Source organism: Mycolicibacterium peregrinum (genome assembly GCF_001665625.1).
In the GTDB taxonomy this organism is placed as follows: Bacteria; Actinomycetota; Actinomycetes; order Mycobacteriales; family Mycobacteriaceae; genus Mycobacterium; species Mycobacterium peregrinum_B.
This window is the reverse complement of record NZ_LZSY01000110.1, coordinates 60,386-78,859: the sequence shown is the minus strand read 5'-3', so window position 1 is coordinate 78,859 and position 18,474 is coordinate 60,386. Positions and strand designations below refer to the sequence as shown.

Annotated in this window: 19 protein-coding genes; 6 read left to right on the top strand and 13 right to left on the bottom strand. The window is 67.1% G+C overall.

What is annotated here, in order from left to right; translation table 11 throughout:
* Positions 1–83: 83 nt before the first annotated feature.
* The 6 genes from A5779_RS16850 to A5779_RS16825 all read right to left on the bottom strand — a co-directional run bounded on the left by A5779_RS16850 (position 84) and on the right by A5779_RS16825 (position 5,309).
* A complete protein-coding gene (locus A5779_RS16850; RefSeq protein ID WP_064883788.1) occupies positions 84–863 on the bottom strand; it encodes a DeoR/GlpR family DNA-binding transcription regulator in 780 nt (259 codons plus the stop codon).
* A 66-nt stretch (positions 864–929) separates the two neighbouring features.
* The gene (locus tag A5779_RS16845) at positions 930–1,499 is read right to left on the bottom strand and encodes an ankyrin repeat domain-containing protein (protein ID WP_064883786.1); all 570 of its coding nucleotides are present in this window, start codon (positions 1,497–1,499) and stop codon (positions 930–932) included.
* Between the two features lie 12 nt (positions 1,500–1,511).
* Positions 1,512–2,888, bottom strand: a complete 1,377-nt coding sequence (locus tag A5779_RS16840) for an aldehyde dehydrogenase family protein (protein ID WP_064883784.1) — start codon at positions 2,886–2,888, stop codon at positions 1,512–1,514.
* Entirely contained in the window at positions 2,885–3,682 is a 798-nt protein-coding gene (locus A5779_RS16835) for a carboxymuconolactone decarboxylase family protein (protein WP_064883782.1), read from the bottom strand. The genes A5779_RS16840 and A5779_RS16835 overlap by 4 nt, the downstream gene beginning before the upstream one ends.
* A complete protein-coding gene (locus A5779_RS16830; RefSeq protein WP_174554230.1) occupies positions 3,679–4,479 on the bottom strand; it encodes a mycofactocin-coupled SDR family oxidoreductase in 801 nt (266 codons plus the stop codon). The genes A5779_RS16835 and A5779_RS16830 overlap by 4 nt, the downstream gene beginning before the upstream one ends.
* Entirely contained in the window at positions 4,479–5,309 is an 831-nt protein-coding gene (locus A5779_RS16825; RefSeq protein ID WP_064883780.1) for a mycofactocin-coupled SDR family oxidoreductase, read from the bottom strand. Before A5779_RS16825 ends, A5779_RS16830 begins: the two co-directional genes overlap by 1 nt.
* Before the next feature lie 86 nt (positions 5,310–5,395).
* On the opposite strand from A5779_RS16825, the gene A5779_RS16820 reads away from it, so the two are divergent.
* Positions 5,396–5,956: a TetR/AcrR family transcriptional regulator gene (locus tag A5779_RS16820; protein ID WP_064883778.1), complete on the top strand. Its 561-nt coding sequence runs from the start codon at positions 5,396–5,398 to the stop codon at positions 5,954–5,956.
* Here the strand turns inward: A5779_RS16820 and A5779_RS16815 are convergent.
* Together A5779_RS16815 and A5779_RS16810 are read right to left on the bottom strand one after the other, a co-directional pair.
* Entirely contained in the window at positions 5,953–6,723 is a 771-nt protein-coding gene (locus tag A5779_RS16815; RefSeq protein WP_064883776.1) for an alpha/beta fold hydrolase, read from the bottom strand. The two genes, A5779_RS16820 and A5779_RS16815, sit on opposite strands and share 4 nt — an antisense overlap.
* A 45-nt stretch (positions 6,724–6,768) precedes the next feature.
* A complete protein-coding gene (locus tag A5779_RS16810) occupies positions 6,769–7,542 on the bottom strand; it encodes an IclR family transcriptional regulator (RefSeq protein WP_064883774.1) in 774 nt (257 codons plus the stop codon).
* Between the two features lie 161 nt (positions 7,543–7,703).
* Between A5779_RS16810 and A5779_RS16805 the strand changes: the two genes are divergently transcribed.
* From A5779_RS16805 to A5779_RS16795, 3 genes are read left to right on the top strand one after another with little or no spacing between them, the layout of a single operon-like run.
* Positions 7,704–8,471: a CoA transferase subunit A gene (locus tag A5779_RS16805; RefSeq protein ID WP_055117909.1), complete on the top strand. Its 768-nt coding sequence runs from the start codon at positions 7,704–7,706 to the stop codon at positions 8,469–8,471.
* A complete protein-coding gene (locus A5779_RS16800) occupies positions 8,468–9,124 on the top strand; it encodes a 3-oxoacid CoA-transferase subunit B (RefSeq protein WP_064883772.1) in 657 nt (218 codons plus the stop codon). Before A5779_RS16805 ends, A5779_RS16800 begins: the two co-directional genes overlap by 4 nt.
* A 39-nt stretch (positions 9,125–9,163) precedes the next feature.
* Positions 9,164–10,540: an MFS transporter gene (locus A5779_RS16795; RefSeq protein ID WP_064883770.1), complete on the top strand. Its 1,377-nt coding sequence runs from the start codon at positions 9,164–9,166 to the stop codon at positions 10,538–10,540.
* Between the two features lie 37 nt (positions 10,541–10,577).
* Here the strand turns inward: A5779_RS16795 and A5779_RS16790 are convergent, their stop codons facing one another.
* The 5 genes from A5779_RS16790 to fadD3 all read right to left on the bottom strand — a co-directional run bounded on the left by A5779_RS16790 (position 10,578) and on the right by fadD3 (position 16,413).
* Positions 10,578–11,735: a pyridoxal phosphate-dependent aminotransferase gene (locus A5779_RS16790; RefSeq protein ID WP_064883769.1), complete on the bottom strand. Its 1,158-nt coding sequence runs from the start codon at positions 11,733–11,735 to the stop codon at positions 10,578–10,580.
* 106 nt (positions 11,736–11,841) lie between these two features.
* Complete coding sequence (ipdE2, locus tag A5779_RS16785; RefSeq protein WP_064883767.1) at positions 11,842–12,777, bottom strand: acyl-CoA dehydrogenase IpdE2; 936 nt, start codon at positions 12,775–12,777, stop codon at positions 11,842–11,844.
* The gene (locus A5779_RS16780) at positions 12,774–13,730 is read right to left on the bottom strand and encodes an acyl-CoA dehydrogenase family protein (protein ID WP_064883765.1); all 957 of its coding nucleotides are present in this window, start codon (positions 13,728–13,730) and stop codon (positions 12,774–12,776) included. The genes ipdE2 and A5779_RS16780 overlap by 4 nt, the downstream gene beginning before the upstream one ends.
* The gene (locus tag A5779_RS16775; RefSeq protein ID WP_064883763.1) at positions 13,727–14,869 is read right to left on the bottom strand and encodes an acyl-CoA dehydrogenase family protein; all 1,143 of its coding nucleotides are present in this window, start codon (positions 14,867–14,869) and stop codon (positions 13,727–13,729) included. The genes A5779_RS16780 and A5779_RS16775 overlap by 4 nt, the downstream gene beginning before the upstream one ends.
* The gene (fadD3, locus tag A5779_RS16770) at positions 14,860–16,413 is read right to left on the bottom strand and encodes a 3-((3aS,4S,7aS)-7a-methyl-1,5-dioxo-octahydro-1H-inden-4-yl)propanoate--CoA ligase FadD3 (RefSeq protein WP_064883761.1); all 1,554 of its coding nucleotides are present in this window, start codon (positions 16,411–16,413) and stop codon (positions 14,860–14,862) included. The genes A5779_RS16775 and fadD3 overlap by 10 nt, the downstream gene beginning before the upstream one ends.
* Positions 16,414–16,460: 47 nt before the next feature.
* Between fadD3 and ipdE1 the strand changes: the two genes are divergently transcribed.
* Positions 16,461–17,609 carry an acyl-CoA dehydrogenase IpdE1 gene (gene ipdE1 / locus A5779_RS16765; protein ID WP_064883759.1) on the top strand — a complete coding sequence of 383 codons (1,149 nt, stop codon included), beginning with the start codon at positions 16,461–16,463 and terminating at the stop codon, positions 17,607–17,609.
* Positions 17,609–18,397 (top strand): (5R,7aS)-5-hydroxy-7a-methyl-1-oxo-2,3,5,6,7,7a-hexahydro-1H-indene-carboxyl-CoA reductase, encoded by a 789-nt coding sequence (gene ipdF, locus A5779_RS16760; RefSeq protein ID WP_110777400.1) that lies wholly within the window; start codon positions 17,609–17,611, stop codon positions 18,395–18,397. The genes ipdE1 and ipdF overlap by 1 nt, the downstream gene beginning before the upstream one ends.
* Positions 18,398–18,474: the final 77 nt, after the last annotated feature.

The following is an 18,474-nucleotide window of genomic DNA, read 5'->3' as shown; positions in this document are numbered from 1 at the left end:
TCGAGCTTTCTGAGGGAAATCGACTGTTTCGCGAAGGAATTGCTCGGTCCGCGGGCGACGCTGCAACGTCGCCCGCACCCGTTTCAGGCGCTTGCCGGCCGCGCCGGCATGACCACACCTCCCGTCTCTTCGAGTGCCGCGGCCACGGCCGGGTCGGTGTTCTGGTCGGTGATCAGTCCGTTGACGGCGCTGAGATCGCACACGCGGTACGGCGCCACCTGCCCGAGCTTGGACGAGTCGGCCAGGATGTAGCTGCGGGCGCTGTTGGCGATGATCGTGCGGCGCACGTCGATCTCGTCGAGATGGAAATCGGTGAGCCCGGCTACCGCGTCCACCCCGCCGGACCCGAGCAGGGCGATGTCGGCGTAGACGTCGGTGAAGAAGGACTTCGTGTGGGCATTCGAGCAGGCCAGGTCGCCGGCCCGGACCCGTCCGCCGGCCAGCAGTAGCTCGATTCCCGAGCGGTCGGCGAGTTCCACCGCGACCGGCAGCGACGGGGTGATCACCGTGCCGGTGAACGCGCGCGGGATCGCCTGGGCGACGGCGACGGCTGTGGTCCCGATGTCGATGATCACCGTCTGACCGTTTTCGAGCAGCCCCGCGGCGACCCGGGCCAGCTGGGCCTTGGCTTGGTGGCGAATCATCGTGCGCTCGGAATATGAGGGCTCGATGGGGCGGTGGTCGGCGACAGCGGCTGCGCCCCCGTGTACCCGGCGCAGTGCCCCGCGTTCTTCGAGAAATGCCAGGTCGCGGCGGACGGTCTCAGCCGAAACCCCGAGGCGGCGGACCAGCTCGTCGGTGCTGATGGCCTGGGCGGTGCCTACCGCCTCGACGATCGCCTCATGGCGCTCAACCGGCAGCACGGTTGACCGTCGATGTGGATTTCTGACCGAACATGACGGTTATTGTGGGGTGTGGTGTGGCCCACGTCAACCGGAGCCGGGAAATCCGGCCACCGTGTGCCCGTACCCGGCCATGATGTCGCGCAGCTGGGTATCGCCGACGCGCGCGATGAACCTCAGCACCGCCGGCCCGTTGCCGTCGTCGATGGTCGGGTCGGCACCGGCGGCCATCAGCACCGCCACGATGTCGGCCCGCTTCCCGGTCGTGTTGCGGACGGCCCGATAGAGCGGCGTGCAGCCGTCTTCGGCGACGGCGTTCACGTCCGCGTTTGCCTCGAGCAGGATCCTCACGATGTCGACGCTGTCGCTCTGGGCGGCGAAGTGCAGCGGCGTCATCCCGACGTTTTCGACGGCGTTGACGTCAGCACCCAACGCGAGCAGTCGCGTGGTGTTCTCGATCCGAAACTGGTTGCCGATCCGGAAGTTCTCGGCCGCGAGCTGCGGGTCTTTGAGGGCGGCCGTGTAGTTGAGACCAACCGGGTCGTTGGTGACGGCGTAGTGCAGTGCCGTGCGGCCCGCGCGATCGGTACCGACGGGATCATCGCGGGGCACCACTCTGCGGTCGTTTCGGCGGCCAGGAGTGAACCTGAACTTCACCGAAAAACCGTATCAACGCACGGCGATCCGGATGTTCTTTACTTGCTGAAACTCGTTCAGGCCCTCGATGCCGCCGGTCCGCCCCGAGCCGCTCTGCTTGTAACCGCCGTACGGGCCCTGGGGTGAGATGTCGCTGAACTGGTTGATCCACACCGATCCGGATTCCAGCCGGCGGGCCACCCGATGGGCCCGGTTGAGATCCGACGTCTGGACGAAGGCGTTGAGGCCGTACGGGGTGTCGTTGGCGATCCGCACGGCCTCGTCCTCCTCGCGGAACCGCATCACCGAGACGACGGGTCCGAAGGTCTCCAATTGCGCGAGTTCCGAGGAGTTGTCCACATCGCCGAAAACCGTCGGTTCGACGTAGTAGCCCTCGCTGTCGATCGGCTTGCCGCCCACCAGCAATTCACCCGCACCGCCGGCCACCGCGGTATCGACGGCGGTCAGGATCCGGTCGGCGGCGGCCTGACTGATCACCGGTCCGAACGTGGTCGCAGGGTCCATCGGGTCGCCGATGTTGGCCGTGCCGATGACGCCGAGGAACTTCTCCAGGAACTCGTCGTAGACCGCGTCGTGGACCAGTATCCGGCTCGCGCATGCGCAGCTCTGGCCTGATTGCATGAGCGGGCCCTGGTGGGCCGACAGCGATGCGGCCAGATCGAGGTCGGCATCGGCGAAGATGAGGTTGGCGGATTTTCCGCCCAGCTCGGTGACCACCGGAGTGAGATTGGTTGCGGCGGCCTGCAATACCTTGCGCGCCGTACCACCGCCGCCGGTGAAGGCGATCTTGCCGATGCCGGGGTGCCGCACCAGCGCGTCGCCGCCCTCGGCGTCGGCCGGTACGACGGTCACCAGTCCCTCGGGCAGTCCGACCTCCAGACAGAGCTCGCCGAAGCGCAGCACCGCGAACGGGGCGAGCTCGGATGGTTTGAGGACGACGGCATTGCCGGCGGCCAGCGCCGGAGCGACGCACGATCCGGTGACGACCAGAGAGCCGTTCCACGGGGTGATGACACCGACGACGCCATAGGGCTCACGCTCGACGAGGTTGATGTCGAACGATCCGTTGACCGGTGTCGTCACCCCGTGCGGCTTGTCGGCATAGCCCGCGAAATGTCGCAGGAACCGCTCCAGAAGCATTGCGGTGCCTGCGAACGAGATCGGCACCCCATAGTCGGCCACGTTGAGCTTCGCGAGCTCGTCGAGGTGTTCGTGCACCACGTCGGCCAGGTCGATCAGCAGGTCGCGGCGCCGGTCGACGGTCAGTGAGACCCATTCCCGCTGTGCCCTTGCCGCGGCCGCTACCGCTTCGTCTATCTCGGCGGTTCCGGCCAGGTCCACGGTTCCGTTCGGCCGGCCGGTCGCCGGGTAGATGTGCTCGAACTTCATGCCTCGGCGTTCTCTTCCTCAAGAACACGTTGCTGCTGATCTCGGATCACCTGGTTGAGGTTCGATGCCTTGGGCCATCCGTAGTAGGCCGCGAAATGCAGTGCCAGTTCGTCCATTTCCTCGAAGGAGACGTCGCGGCTCTTGAGTGCGGCGTAGACGTGGCTGAGGATCGGCAGCGGCGCATCCTGAAAGGCCACGCAGGCCACCGTCACCAGGCGTCGTTCCTTCATGCCGAGTCCGGGCCGCAGCCACATCTCTCCGAAGACGAAGTTGAGGATGCCTGCGCCGGAGTACGGGTTGTCCCGGGTCGGGGCGAACGGGATGCAGTTGATGTCGCGGAAGGACTGCTCGCCGCAGACCAGCCGTTCCTCCGGATCGCTCGGTGTCGGTAGCGGCAGCAGCGGTTCGGGTGCGGGCGGGGTCAGCCCCCGTTCACGGTGGATCCGGTCCCACTGCTCGTCGACCATGATGTTGAACCGCGAGGCCTTGGGCCACCCGGCGTACACCGCGAAATGCAGGACGGTCTCCCGCATCTCGACGATGGATACGTCACCGCTGTTCAGCGCGGCGTACACGTGGTCGCGCAACGGCCCCTCGGCGTCGGCTGCCGCGACGCACGGCAGCGTGACGAACCGCCGGTCCCGGCGGCTCAGCGCGGTGCGCGCCCACACCTCGGCGAACACGAAGTCGATGAGGTTCGCAGTGGCCGGCGAACCGTCGGACGGCGCCTCAAACGTCATCACCTCGGCGAACTCGCGCCTGCCCCGCTCGACCCGGGTATCGGCGGCGGTCATCGGATCGTCGCCCCGGCGTCGACCTTGAACTCCAGTCCGGTGACGTGCCGGGCTTCGTCGGAGATGAGGAACAGCACCGCATTGCTGATGTCGAGTGCGTCGGTCATCTGGATCGGCAGCGCATTCTGGAAGATCGGCCCGAGGTCTTGACGGGTCTCGTGGATCAGGGTGTGCAGGGTGTCGGGTCGTAGCCCGGTGGCGACGCCGGTGGGATGCACGGTGTTGACCCGGACATTCACCGCGGCAAGCTCATTGGCCAGCGCGCGGCTCATGCCGACCACCCCGTGTTTGGACGCGGTGTAGGGCGTGTGCAGCGGTGAGCCCTTGATCCCGGCCACCGAACTGACGTTGATCAGACTGCCGCCGCGTTCCACCAGATGCGGCAGTGCGGCCGAGCAGGTGTTCCAGGTGCCGATCAGGTTGACGTCCACGACGGTGCGCCATTGTTCGGCGGTGGTGGTGTCCCAGGTGCCCGCGGTCAGGACGCCGGCGTTGGCGACCGAGGCGTCCAGGCCGCCCAGCTTCTCGACGCCATCGGCGACTGCGGCGCTCAACGCTTCGCCGTCGCGCACGTCGACCACATAGGTCAATGCCTGACGGCCGAATTCGGCGACGAGGCGGGCGGTTTCGTCCAGGTCAGCGCGCGTTGCCAGTGGATACTCCACCTCTGGCAACGACTCACAGATGTCGACGAGGATCACGTCGGCGCCCTCTTCGGCCAGACGTACCGCGTGGCTTCGGCCCATACCGCGTGCTGCGCCGGTGATCAGCACGCGCTTGCCGGTGACGCGCCCCATCAGAGCTTGTTCGTGAAGCCGGCGTCGACGGGGAGGGTGACCCCGGTGACGTATTTGGCAGCGTCGGAAACCAGGTAGCTGATCGTCGCGCTGATGTCCTCGGGCTCCAGCAGTGAGACCGGCATCGGGTTCTGCAGGTGCGGACCGCCGTCGGGGTAGTTCTCCAGGAACGCCGTCATGGCCGGGTTGACCGCCATCATGGTGTTCACCGCGGTGGGGTGCACGGTGTTGACCCGGATGCTGTGCGGGGCAAGGGCATTGGACAGGGTACGCATCAGTCCGACGATGCCGTGCTTGGATGCCGCATAGCCCAGGCCGCCGCCCTGCATGCCGCCGAAGCCGCGCAGTCCGGCGGTGGAACTGGTGAACACGATCGACCCGCCTCGCCCGCCTGCGATGAGGTGGGGGATCGCGGCCTTGGCGGTGTGGAACGAGCCGACCAGGTTGACGCCGACCGCATCGGTCCACATCTCGAGGTCTTCTTCGATCGTCACCTCACGAAACGCGGTGGGGGCGACGCCGGCATTGGCGAGCACGATGTCCAGTCGGCCGAACTGCTCGACCCCCGCATCGAGTGCGCTCTTGACGGCGTGGAAGTCGCGCACGTCGGCGACCGATCCGAGCATCTTGCCGCCGGCTGCTTCGACCAGGGCGATGGTCTCGTCGAGCTCGTCGCGGCTGGCCATCGGGTACGGGTTGGATGCGATATCCGCGCAGATGTCCACCCCGATGATGGCCGCACCCTGCTTGGCAAGCGTCACCGCGTGACTGCGCCCCTGGCCTCGGGCTACCCCGGTGATGAAGGCGACTTTTCCGTCCAGATTCCCCATTGATCCTCGCTTCGCTCGAATGGGTGTAACCGTGTTACAGCGGTACGGTAACGTGGTTACTCTCCGGCGGCAAGGGTGTTCTCGAAGTGGCAGATGAGCGTGATCGGATCCTCGACATCGTCGTGGAGATCCTCGAGTCCGAGGGCTACGAGGCCGTGCAATTGCGGGAGGTGGCGCGCCGGGCCAAGACCTCGCTGGCCACGATCTACAAGCGCTACTCCACCCGCGACGAGCTGATCCTGGCCGCGCTCGATTCCTGGATGGCGGAGAACCGGTATTCGGGAGTGGCCGGTCAGACGCGCGCACCGGGGGAATCGCTGTACGAGGCGCTGATGCGGATGTTCCGCACCATCTTCGAACCCTGGGAGAAGCACCCGGACATGCTCAGGGCCTACTCGCGGGCCCGGGCCGCGCCGGGCGGGGACCGTCTCGTGCGCCGCGGCCTCGACGCCGTGGTGCCTGCGGGCTTGTCCATCCTGTCCGGCGTCGACGACGCGTTCGTGCACGATCTCGACAACATCCTGACCAGCTTGGTGTTCGGCCTGGTCGGCCGTTTCACGGCGGGTGAGATCGCCATCGCCGAGATCCTGCCCAGGCTCGACCGGACGATTTACTGGCTCACCGCGGGATACGAGTCCGGGCGTTAGCCGATCTGCGCGCCGATGAACTCCACGATGTCCGCGGCCACCTCGCGGTGCACGGACTCGTTCAGAATGTCGTGGCGGCCGCCGTCAAACTCCTTGAACTGCAAGGGTTCTATCTGTTCGGCATAGGCCTTGACCGCGCCGGCCGGAGCGATGACGTCGGCCGAGCCGTGCAGGGCCAGGGTCGGCACCGTGAGGCCGGGCAGTTCCGCGCCGAACCGATCCCAGGCCCGGTCCAGCTCGCGGGTGAGCGCGGCGCCGTCGGCGTCTACGAAGGCCAGCGGGTCGTTCTCCAGGCTGTCGAGGTAGAACGGATCGGACGAGAGCCACTTCGGATCCAGGTCCAATGAGGTGTCCGGGTCGACCATTTCGGGAATCGGCACCAGCGGCGCACCGGAGATGACGCCGGCCCGGTAGCGAGTGGGCTCGCCGAGCAGCCGGAACAGCGTGACCACCGAGCCGAACGAATGTCCTTGCGCCACCAGCGGTATGCCCGGGGTGTCGCGTTCGGCGAGGGCGGTCAAAGCCTCGGCCAGCGCCGAACTGTCCTCGATGCTGCCGAAATCTCCTCGGGGGCCCGGGGTCAGGCCGTGGCCGAACTGATCGACCGCCCACAGGTCGATGTCCGCGGCGTTGAGCGCGAATCCGTAGCGGTGGTAGACCCCGGTGTGCTCACCGAACCCGTGCAGGAAGATGACGGCTGCGCGAGGCTCCGGGGTGGCCCAGTGCCGGTAGTAGGCCCGCCCGCGGTCGTGCTCGGTGAATGGCATACCTCTCACTGCAGCAAGGTCGAGGCTCGGCCGCAAGCATTCTGCTCATCGCTTCCGCTTCAGGCGTTGGCCGAGAGTGTGTGCGGCTAGCAGCAACGACTCTCCGAGTGCGGCCTGGCGTCGGGCATCGAAGCGCATCTCCACCCCGGTGAGACTCAGCGCCCACATCGGCTGACCCAGCTCGTTGAACACTGCGGCGCCGATACCCCAGCTGCCCTCGACGATCAGGCCCGGATTGACCGAGTACCCGCTGACCCTGGTCTGTTCGATGCGGCGTCGAAGCTGGGTAGTCGAGTGCACCGCGCCCCAATCCCCGGTCAGGTCAACACGATCGAGGTATGCCGCGATCTCCGAATCCGGAAGATGTGCCAGCATGACGATACCGGCCGAGGCGACCCCGAGGGGGAATCGCTTACCCGGGTACAGCACATGCGAGCGCAGGGGGAAGCTGCCTTCTTCGGCTGACACGCACACCGATTCGTCGCCCCGGCGGGCGGAGAGGAACGCGCTCTCGCCCGTGTCGCGCGCCAGTGTGCGGAGAATGTCGGTGGCCAGCGGTGCCGCGTCGTAGCGGGTGGCGGCCACCGATCCCAGCAGGTAGATCTCCGGCCCCAGGAACCACACACCGGTGTCGGACGCGCGGTCGACGAGGCCTTCGCCGGCCAGCGCGGTGAGCATGCGGTGCGCGGTCGCGCGAGGCGTGTCCGTCGTGCGGGCAAGCGCGGTCGTGGTGAGTCCGTCCGACCGGGCGTCGGCGAGAGCACGCAGGATCGCCGCGGCCCGCGTGATCACCGGAGTACCAGGTCCACCGTCGGTCACAGCCACACTCTAGCGTCCACTGAATGGACGCCGGTGGCGCGTCGCGTCATCTGAGCGGACACAACCCGCCTGGCACACCGCTGGGTCTTGCGTTACCCGGCCCGATGGTGATGTCCTCGCATAGGCAAGTGATCCACTGAACGAACGCGGGAGCATGGAGTATGGCCAGTAAGAAGGTCGCTGACGTCCACGAGGCGGTCGCCGACATCGGCGACGGCGCATCGGTGGCAGTCGGAGGATTCGGGCTTTGCGGGATTCCGGACAGCCTGATTCAGGCCGTGGCCGATTCCGGGGTCGGGAACCTCTCGGTGTTCTCCAACAACTGCGGTGTCGACGGCGTGGGTCTCGGCGTCCTGCTCGGCCTGGGGCGTATCCGCCGCGTGACAGCGTCCTACGTCGGGGAGAACAAGGAGTTCGCGCGTCAGTACCTGGCCGGTGAGCTCGAAGTCGAGCTGACGCCCCAGGGCACGCTCGCTGAGCGGTTGCGCGCCGGCGGGGCCGGTATCCCCGCCTTCTACACGCTCGCCGGGGTGGGCACTCTCGTTGCGGACGGTGGGCTGCCGTGGCGCTACGCGGCCGATGGTTCGGTCGCCGTCGCCTCGCCGCCCAAGGAGACCCGGGAATTCGACGGCAGGCGATACGTGATGGAGACCGGCATCCACGCCGATTTCGCCCTCGTGCACGCCGCCGTCGGTGACACCCACGGCAACCTGGTTTTCGACAAGACTGCGATGAACTTCAACCCGCTGGTCGCCATGGCCGGCCGGATCACGATCGCCCAGGTCGAAAAACTGGTCGAGCCAGGCGAACTGGATCCCGAGGCCGTCCACCTTCCTGGTGTGTTCGTGCAGCGCATCGTCGAGACGGGACCACAGCAGCAACGCATCGAGAAGCGCACCGTGCGCGAGGAGACAGAGGTGTCCGCATGACGGATTCGGTGATCACCAAAGGTTGGACGCGTGCGCAGATGGCCGCCCGTGCGGCGCGTGAACTGTCCGATGGACAGTACGTAAACCTCGGAATCGGCCTTCCGACGCTCATTCCCGGTTATCTGGACCCCGACGTCCATGTCACGTTGCACTCGGAGAACGGGATTCTGGGCACCGGTCCGTACCCGACGGCCGACCAGATCGACGCCAACCTCATCAACGCGGGCAAGGAAACGGTCACGGTGCTCCCCGGGGCGGCGTTCTTCGATTCGGCACTGTCCTTCGGAATGATCCGCGGCGGCCACATCGACGTCGCAGTGCTTGGCGGCATGCAGGTGTCGCGATTCGGGGACCTGGCGAACTGGATGGTCCCGGGGAAGATGGTCAAAGGCATGGGCGGGGCGATGGACCTCGTCCACGGGGCCGGCCGGGTCATCGTCCTGATGGAACATGTCGACAAGTCGGGTCAGCCGAAGATTGTCGAGAGCTGCACGTTGCCATTGACCGGAGAACGCGTGGTCCACCGGATCATCACGGATCTGGCGGTCATCGACGTTTCCGGCGACGGCACGCTGACCCTTGTCGAGGCCGCGCCGGACCTCAGTTTCAACGAGGTGCAAGCCGCCACGGGCGCGCCGCTGATCGAGGGTTAGCGCCGCGCGGGTTCGGTCCGACCTGCATACTCACACACCATGTGTGCTGCCGATCACAACCCCTTCATAGTCAAAGAGGGTCTCTCGACGACCTCCGGCCTCAAACGCGTCGTCACCGCGTCGATGGCCGGCACGGTCGTCGAGTGGTACGAGTTCTTCCTGTACGGCACTGCCGCGACGCTGGTTTTCAGCAAGGTGTTCTTCGCCCAGTCCGGCAGCGACCTGGATGCGATCCTGGCGGCGTTCGTCACCTACGCGGTCGGGTTCGTGGCGCGGCCGTTGGGCGGGATCGTGTTCGGCCACTTCGGGGACAAGTACGGCCGCAAGAAGTTGCTGCAGTTCTCGCTGCTTCTGGTCGGCGCCGCGACCTTCCTGATGGGTTGTCTGCCGACGTACGGGCAGATCGGATATTGGGCGCCCACCCTGCTGGTGGTGCTGCGCTTCCTTCAGGGATTCGCGGTCGGCGGCGAATGGGGCGGGGCGGTGCTGCTGGTGGCCGAGCACAGTCCCGATCGCAGCCGTGGTTTCTGGGCGAGTTGGCCGCAGGCCGGTGTTCCTGTCGGCAACATGCTGGCCACCATCGTGCTGCTGGTGCTGACCAGCACCCTCTCGGACGCGGACTTCCTGTCGTGGGGTTGGCGGGTCGCGTTCTGGCTGTCGGCGGTGGTGGTGCTGATCGGCTACTACATCCGCACGAAGGTCACCGACGCGCCGATCTTCGTTGTGGCACAACAGGAAGCAGAGCAGCTCAAGACATCGTCGTTCAGCGCCGTCGAGGTGCTGCGCCGCTACCCGCGCGGTGTGCTGACCGCGATGGGGTTGCGCTTCGCCGAGAACATCATGTACTACCTGGTCGTCACCTTCTCGATCACGTACCTGAAGGTGCACGCGCACGCCGACACCGGCGCGATCCTGCGCTGGCTGTTGGTCGCCCATGCCGTGCACCTCGTGGCCATCCCGCTGGTCGGCGCATTGTCGGACCGCGTCGGCAGGCGCCCGGTGTACCTGATCGGCACCGTCGCCACCGGAACCTGGGGGTTCTTCGCCTTCCCGATGATGGACAGCCAGAACCACCTGGTGATCATGTCGGCCGTCGTCATCGGCCTGCTGTTCCACGCCTTCATGTATGCGCCGCAGCCGGCGATGATGTCCGAGATGTTCCCGACCCGGATGCGTTATTCCGGTGTCTCGCTGGGCTATCAGGTAACCGCGATCGTGGCGGGCTCACTGGCGCCGATCATCGCCGTGCGGTTGTTGAGCGATTTCGGCTCATCGGTGCCGATCGCGATCTATCTGGCCGGCGCCTCGGTCGTCACCCTGGTGGCGGTGTACTTCGCCAGGGAAACCAGGGGTATCGACCTGGCCGACGTGGACCGCGCCGACCTGAACGCCGTCGACTCTGCGTCCAGGGCGTGAATGTGCGACTGGGCCGCGCCCTCACCGCAGAGTCGAACTAGCTCAACCACGCACCGATGCGGCGCAGGGCCTCTTCGATGTCGCTGGTCGGTCCGGCGAAGGACAGCCGCACATAGGAGCCACCCCGCACGGTGTCGAAGTCGATGCCAGGGGCGATCGCAACGCCGGTGTCGGCCAACAACTTCGAGCACCAGGCCAGTGAGTCGTCGGTGTAATCGCTGACGTCGGCATACACGTAGAAGGCGCCATCGGGCGGGGCCACCCGGTCGATACCGATGCTGCGAAGCCCGTCGAGCAGAAGCCTGCGGTTGTCGGCGTAATGCGACAGCAGGCCGTCGGCCTCGGCCAGGGATTCCGGAGCGAACGCGGCCACCGCGGCATGCTGTGCCAGAGCCGGTGGGCAGATGGTGAAGTTGCCGGTGAGGCGGTCGACCGCGCGCTGCAGGCCGGTCGGCACCAGCAGCCAGCCCAGCCGCCAACCGGTCATCGCGAAGTACTTCGAGAAACTGTTGACCACCACGGCATTCCGCGATGTCTGCCAGGCGCAGCTGGTCTCCGGCGCGCCTGGGTAGACCAGACCGTGGTAGACCTCATCGCTGATCAGCCGCACATCTGCGCTGTCGCACCAGCGAGCGATCGCGGCCAATTCCTCGGGCGGAATGACGGTGCCGGTCGGGTTGGCCGGACTGGCGACGATCACGCCGGCCACCGGGGGATCGAGTGCCTCCAACATCGCGACCGTCGGCTGGAACCGGGTCTCCGGCCCGCACGGGATCTCCACCACCTCGCAGCCGAGCGCCGTGAGGATGTTGCGGTAACAGGGGTAGCCCGGGCTGGCGATCGCCACCCGGTCGCCGACGTCGAAGCAAGCCAGGAAGGTCAGCAGAAATCCGCCCGACGACCCGGTGGTGAGAACCACCTCGTCGACACCGACCTCGACGCCGTACCTGAGATACGACGCGGCGATTTGCGCGCGCAGTTCTGGCAGACCGAGCGCGACCGTGTAACCGAGGGAGCCCTGGTTGAGCGCAGCCACGGCGGCATCGCGCACTGCCGTCGGCGCCCCGGCGCTGGGCTGTCCGGCGGACAGGTTGACCAGGTCGCCGTGCGTGCGCTGGCGTTCGTCCGCGGCTAGCCACACATCCATGACGTGAAACGGAGGGATCCCGGCGCGCAGGGAGACGTGGTCGGTCATCGGAGTGAGGTTAACAATGCCGCTCTGATCGCCGAAATGGCATTCCGGCAGAGAAAGTGCGAGTAGCCACCTGCTGGAATGCGGTTTCGGCGAACATCGGACACGCCTAGAAAACTTGTGTTTCGAGCCGGCGCAGATGCTCCCGCGGCGGACCCAGGAGCTGGGCGCTGCCGTGAGCACGCTTGAAGTACAGCTGGATGTCGCTTTCCCAGGTGATCGCGATACCGCCGTGCAGCTGGATGGCTTCGGCGGTCACTGCGGACAGCGCCTCGCTGGCGAAGTAGCGGGCGAGGGAGGCCGTGGTGGGCGACGGGTCGGCGATGGCGGCGTTGACGACGGCGCGCGCCGAGGACACCTTGACGTACAGGTCGGCCATCCGGTGCTTGAGCGCCTGGAAGCTGCCGATCGCGCGGCCGAACTGCACCCGGTCCTTGGTGTAGGCGACGGTGAGATCCAGGCAGCGCGAGGCGGCACCGATCTGTTCGGCGGCCATCAGCAGGGCCGCGGTGTCGGCCAGACCGGGATCGGCACCGAGGACGACGGTGTCGCCCGCGATCACCGCGGACAACCGGCGGGTCAGATCCATGGTGGATTTGGGTGTCGCGGTGAACGTGGTCCAGCGCGTCAGGTTTTCCCCGTCGGTGCCGATGACCACATCGGCTACGTCGCCGTTGATGACGTAGTCGGCGTCGAAGGCCACGGTCCCGATGGACGTGCCCTCGGCAAGACCCTCGAGCGGTTCGTGATCGTCGACCGCCAGTAGCGCGAGCTCCGCCAGCGTGGTGCCCAGCAGCGGGGTCGGCACCAGCGCCTTGCCGAGCTCCTCGAGAACCACTGCGGCATCGGCGAGTTCGCCTCCGGCACCGCCGAGTTCCTCAGGAACCACGAGTGCGGCCGCGCCGACCTGCTCGCACAGCAGGCTCCACAGCTTCTCGTCGTAGCCGCGCTCGGATTCCATCGCGGTGCGCACGGCCTCAGGGGAGGCGTGCTTGTCGACCAGCGCGGCGACGGTTTCGCGCAGCAGTTGGCGTTCTTCACTCACGAGAGGACCTCCAGGAGTCGACGACGGTGCAGGGTGGGATCGCCCCAGGCACTCCGCAACGCCTGAACGCGCAGCAGTGACAGGGACAAGTCGTGTTCCTGGGTAAACCCGATGGCACCGTGGGTCTGCAGCGCCGAGCGGGCGGCCAGCAGGGCGGCATCGGCGGCGGCCACCTTGGCGGCGCTGATGTCGCGGGCGGTGTCGGGTGACCCCTCTGCCAGCGACAGCGCCGCACCGTAGACGAGCGGGCGGGCCAGCTCGACGGCGATGAGCACGTCGGCCAGCTTGTGCTTGATGGCCTGGTACGAGCCGATGATCCGGCCGAACTGCGCGCGCTGTTTGGCGTATTCGACGGACTGGTCCAGCATGGCCTGGCCGGCGCCCACCAGCTGGGCGGCCGTGGCCAGGACACCGAACTCGTAGGCGCGCGCGGTGTCGGCGGCCTGGGTATCGCCGGATGCGGTGACGTCGAACAGCTTTCGGGCCGGGTCGACGGAATCGTGGCCGGCGCCGGCAGTCGCGTCACCGACCTGACCGTCGGCGGCCAGCAGCGTCAATCCGGCGAAATCGGAGTTGACGGCGCGCGGTGCCTGTGGCGGCATGGCAACCGTGGCGATGAGCTCGCCGGAGGCCAGCGAACCCGAGCGTTCGTCGTTCGCCAGCAGAACCGGTGCAACGGCGATGGACTCGGTCAGCGGACCGGGCACTGCCCAGTAGCCCAGCCGCTCCAGGGCGACGACGAGGTCGACCGGATGGGCTTCGATGCCGTCGTACTTCTCGGGCACCAGCAGTGCGGTGACCCCAAGGTCGGTCAGCTGTGCCCACACCTTGCGGCCCGGCCCGGTGTCCCCTTCCCCCCAGGCTCGTACCGCGGCCGGAACATCGGCGGCGCCGAGTGCGGCGTCGATGCTGGCCGCGAAGTCCCGCTGCTGTTCGTCGATTTCGAAGTTCACTTAGGCTTCCCTCCAGATTCGCGCGGTAGGCCAAGCAGTCTTTCCGCAATGATGTTGCGCTGGATCTCGTTGGTGCCGGCGTAGATCGGGCCGCCGAGCGCGAACAGCAGGCCTTCGGTCCAGTGATCGACCAGTTCGGCGTCCGCGCCCTGCAGGTCCAGGGCGGTCTGGTGCAGGGCGACGTCCAGGTCGGACCAGAACACCTTGGTCACCGAGGACTCGGCGCCCAGTTCACCGCCGTTGGCCAGGCGGGTCACGGTGCCGAACGTGTGCAGCCGGTAGGCCTGGGCCTTGATCCAGGCGTCGGCAACCCGGTCCGTGAACACGGGGTCAGGGTCGGACTTCCACTGTGCGACAAGACGTTCAGCAGGCGCCATGAAGCGCGCCGGGCTGCGCAGCGACATGCCGCGCTCGTTGCTCGATGTGCTCATCGCCGCGCGCCAGCCCTCGTGCACGCCGCCGATCACGTCGTTGTCCGGCACGAACACGTCGTCGAGGAATATCTCGCCGAAACCGGTGTCCCCGCCCAGCTGGGCGATCGGGCGCACGGTGATGCCCGGCGCCTTGAGGTCGAACATGAAGTAGGTCAGACCCTTGTGGCGCTGGGCCTCCGGGTCGGACCGGAACAGGCCGAAGCCGCGCTCACCGAATGGTGCGCGTGAGCTCCAGATCTTCTGCCCGTTGAGCTTCCAGCCGCCGTCGACCTTGGTGGCCGTCGAGCGCAGCGAGGCCAGGTCACTTCCTGACTCGGGCTCCGACCAGGCCTGGGCCCAGATCTCCTCGCCGCTGGCCATTTTCGGCAGCACGCGCTGGAGCTGCTCTTCGGTGCCGTGGGCGAACAGCGTCGGGGCCAGCATGGCGGTGCCGTTGGCGCTGGCCCGACCGGGCGCTCCGGCGTGGAAGTACTCCTCCTCGAACACCACCCACTGCAGCAGGGTGGCGTCGCGGCCGCCGTACTCCTTGGGCCAGGCGATCACCGACAGTCCGGCGTCGAAAAGCACCTTGTCCCAGCGGCGGTGCTGTTCGAAACCCTCAAGGGTGTCGTACGACTTCGTCGGGAACGAATCCCGATTGGCCGTCAGAAACTCACGGACCTCGGCCCGAAAGGCCTCGGTCTCGTCGTCGAATGTCAGGTCCATTGCACCCCTTCTCGGGTCCCTCTGCTGCGCAGCACCGGTTTGATCACCTTGCCGCCCGGATTTCGCGGCAGCACATCCAGAAACTCAATTGATCGCGGCGCCTTGAAGTTCGCCAGATGCTCACGTGCGTACGCGATCACGGCCACCTCGTCGAGCGTCACGCCCGGCTTGAGTACCACGAAGGCCTTCCCGACTTCACCGAGCCGCTCGTCGGGAACGCCGATCACCGCCGTCTCGGCGACACCGTCCAACCGGGCCAGCACCTGCTCGATCTCGGCCGGGTAAACGTTGAACCCGCCGCTGATGTACATGTCCTTGAGCCGGTCGGTGATGGTCAGGTTGCCGCGGGCGTCGAGCGTCCCGATGTCGCCGGTGTGCAGCCAGCCCTCGGTGTCGATCGCGGCCGCGGTGGCCTCGGGGTCGTCGAGGTAGCCGAGCATGACGTTGGGTCCGCGCAGCAGCACCTCGCCCGAATCAGCGAGGCGCAGTTCGAAATCGGCGATGGGCCGGCCGCAGGTGGTGGCCACGGTGACGGCGTCGTCGTCGGCGCTGCACATGGTGCCGAAGCCGGCCGCCTCGGTCAGGCCATAGGCGGTCAGGACGATGTCGATGTCGAGCTCTGACTGCATCCGCTCGATCAGCACTACCGGGACGACGGCCGCGCCGGTCACCGAGAAGCGCAGCGAGGACAGGTCGTAGTCCGCGCGGTTGGGCTGGTCCAGCAGGGTCTGGAAGATGGTCGGCGGGCCGGGCAGCACCGTGATGCGCTGTTCGGCAATGGTTTTCAGGACCTGTTCAGGCTTGAAGGTGAGCACCGGGTACAGCGTGGCGCCGGTCTGCAGGCAGGCCAGGATGCCGGCCTTGTAGCCGAAGTTGTGGAAGAAGGGGTTGATACACAGGTAGCGGTCGGTGCTGGTGACCTGGCCGCACTCGGCCCAAGCTGCCGATCCGTCGAGTGACTGGCGGTGGGCGCAGCGCACACCCTTGCTGCGCCCGGTGGTGCCGGAGGTGAACAGGATGTCGGAGACGTCGTCGGGCTGCACCGCAGCCGCCCGCACGTCGACCTTTTCCAGGGCATCCGGTCCGGATCCCCGGGCGACGAACTCGTCCCAGGTTCCGTCCTGTTTCTCGATGGGCACCCGCACGATGTGCCGCAACGCGGGAAGTGCGTCGCGGTCCAGTTCGGCCGCGCGGTCCGAGCCGAGGAACTCGCCCGAGGCGATCAGCAGCGGGGCCTCGGTGCGGGCCAGGATGTCGGTGGCCTCGCTGGCGGTGTAGCGGGTGTTCAGCGGCACCATCTGCGCACCGGCGTAGTGGGTGGCCAGGCAGGCCACCACCCAGTGCCAGGTGTTGGGAGACCAGATCGCCACCCGGTCGCCGGGTTCGACACCGAGGTCGATCATCGCCGCAGCGGCTTGGCGTACGTGCGCGCGCAGTTCCGAATAGGTGAGGCTCTTATTGTCGCTGACCAGGGCCTCATGGTCGGAAAACTCCACGGCAACCCGGTCCAGCACCGCTGGAACGGTGCGGCGATCGCTCGTCATCGATGCTCCCTTAACAAAGCAAGTGCTTGGTAGGTTAGCCTACAGGGGTGATAGAGGTCCAGGAGTTCCGGGCCGAGGTCCGGCAGTGGCTCGCAGACAATCTTGTTGGCGAATTCGCAGCGCTCAAGGGCCTGGGTGGACCGGGGCGTGAACACGAAGCCTTCGAAGAGCGTCGGGCGTGGAATCAGCATCTCGCCGCGGCGGGACTGACCTGCCTCGGCTGGCCGGTGGAGCACGGCGGCCGCGGGTTGTCGGTCGCGCACCGCGTCGCCTTCTATGAGGAGTACGCCCGCGCGAACGCGCCGGACAAGGTCAACCACCTGGGCGAGGAACTGCTCGGGCCGACGCTCATCGAGTACGGCACCCCCGAACAGCAGCAGCGGTTCCTGCCCAAGATCCTCGACGTCACCGAGCTGTGGAGCCAGGGCTACTCCGAGCCCAACGCCGGCAGTGACCTGGCCAATGTGGCGACGACGGCCGAGCTGGTCGGCGACGAATGGGTCATCAACGGCCAGAAGGTATGGACATCACTCGCGCACTGGGCGCAGTGGTGCTTCGTCGTGGCGCGCACGGAGAAGGGCTCCAAGCGGCACGCCGGCCTGTCCTATCTGCTGGTGCCGCTGGATCAGCCCGGCGTCGAGATCCGCCCGATCATCCAGCTGACCGGGGACTCCGAGTTCAACGAGGTGTTCTTCGACGACGCCCGCACCGAGGCCTCGCTGGTCGTCGGTCAGCCCGGTGACGGCTGGCGCGTGGCGATGGGCACGCTGACCTTCGAGCGCGGCGTGTCCACGCTGGGCCAGCAGATCCGCTACGCCCGCGAGCACTCCAACCTCGTCGAGCTGGCCAAGCGCAGCGGCGCGGCCGACGATCCGCTGATCCGCCAGAAGCTGACCGAGTCGTGGACCGGCCTGCAGGCCATGCGGTCTTACGCCCTGGCGACCATGGATGTCGAGCAGCCCGGGCAGGACAATGTGTCGAAGCTGTTGTGGGCCAACTGGCATCGCGAGCTCGGCGAGATCGCCATGGACGTGCAGGGTACGGCCGGGCTGACGTTGCCCGAGGGTGAATTCGACGAGTGGCAGCGGCTGTACCTGTTCTCGCGTTCGGACACCATCTATGGCGGGTCCAACGAGATCCAGCGCAACATCATCGCCGAGCGCGTGCTCGGCCTACCCCGAGAGGCCAAGGGCTGATGGATTTGTCGGTAGCTCCCAAAGAGGTTGAGGGCCACGGCCTGCTGAAGGGCAAGGTCGTCCTGGTGACCGCCGCCGCCGGAACCGGCATCGGCTCGTCCACCGCCCGTCGCGCGCTGCTCGAGGGTGCCGACGTCGTGGTGTCCGACTACCACGAGCGGCGCCTCAACGAGACCCGCGACCAGTTGGCCGAGCTCGGCCTGGGCCGGGTCGACGCCGTGGTCTGCGACGTGACCTCCACCGAGGCGGTCGACGCGCTGATCGCCCGGTCGGTCGAAAAGATGGGCCGCCTGGACGTTCTGGTGAACAACGCCGGCCTGGGTGGCGAGACCCCGTTGGTCGACATGGCCGACGACGAGTGGGATCGCGTCCTCAACGTCACGCTGAACTCGGTGATGCGGGCCACCCGCGCCGCGCTGCGCTATTTCCGTGACGTCGAGCACGGCGGGGTGATCGTGAACAACGCCAGTGTTCTCGGCTGGCGTGCGCAGCACTCGCAGTCGCACTACGCCGCGGCCAAGGCCGGCGTCATGGCGCTGACTCGTTGCAGCGCAATCGAAGCCGTCGAGTACGGGGTGCGAATCAACGCGGTGTCGCCGAGTATCGCGCGGCACAAGTTCCTGGAGAAGTCCGCCGACGCGGCGCTGCTGGACCGGCTGTCCTCGGACGAGGCGTTCGGCCGTGCGGCCGAGCCGTGGGAGATCGCCACCACGATCGCCTACCTGGCCAGCGACTACTCGAGCTACCTGACCGGCGAGGTCATCGCGGTTTCCAGCCAGCGCGCCTAGGGCTCGTTGTTATGGGCCGGGTTGAACCGGTTGTGAACCATCGCTTTCGACAGCAGGTCGCGCTTTGGTGGGCGCAG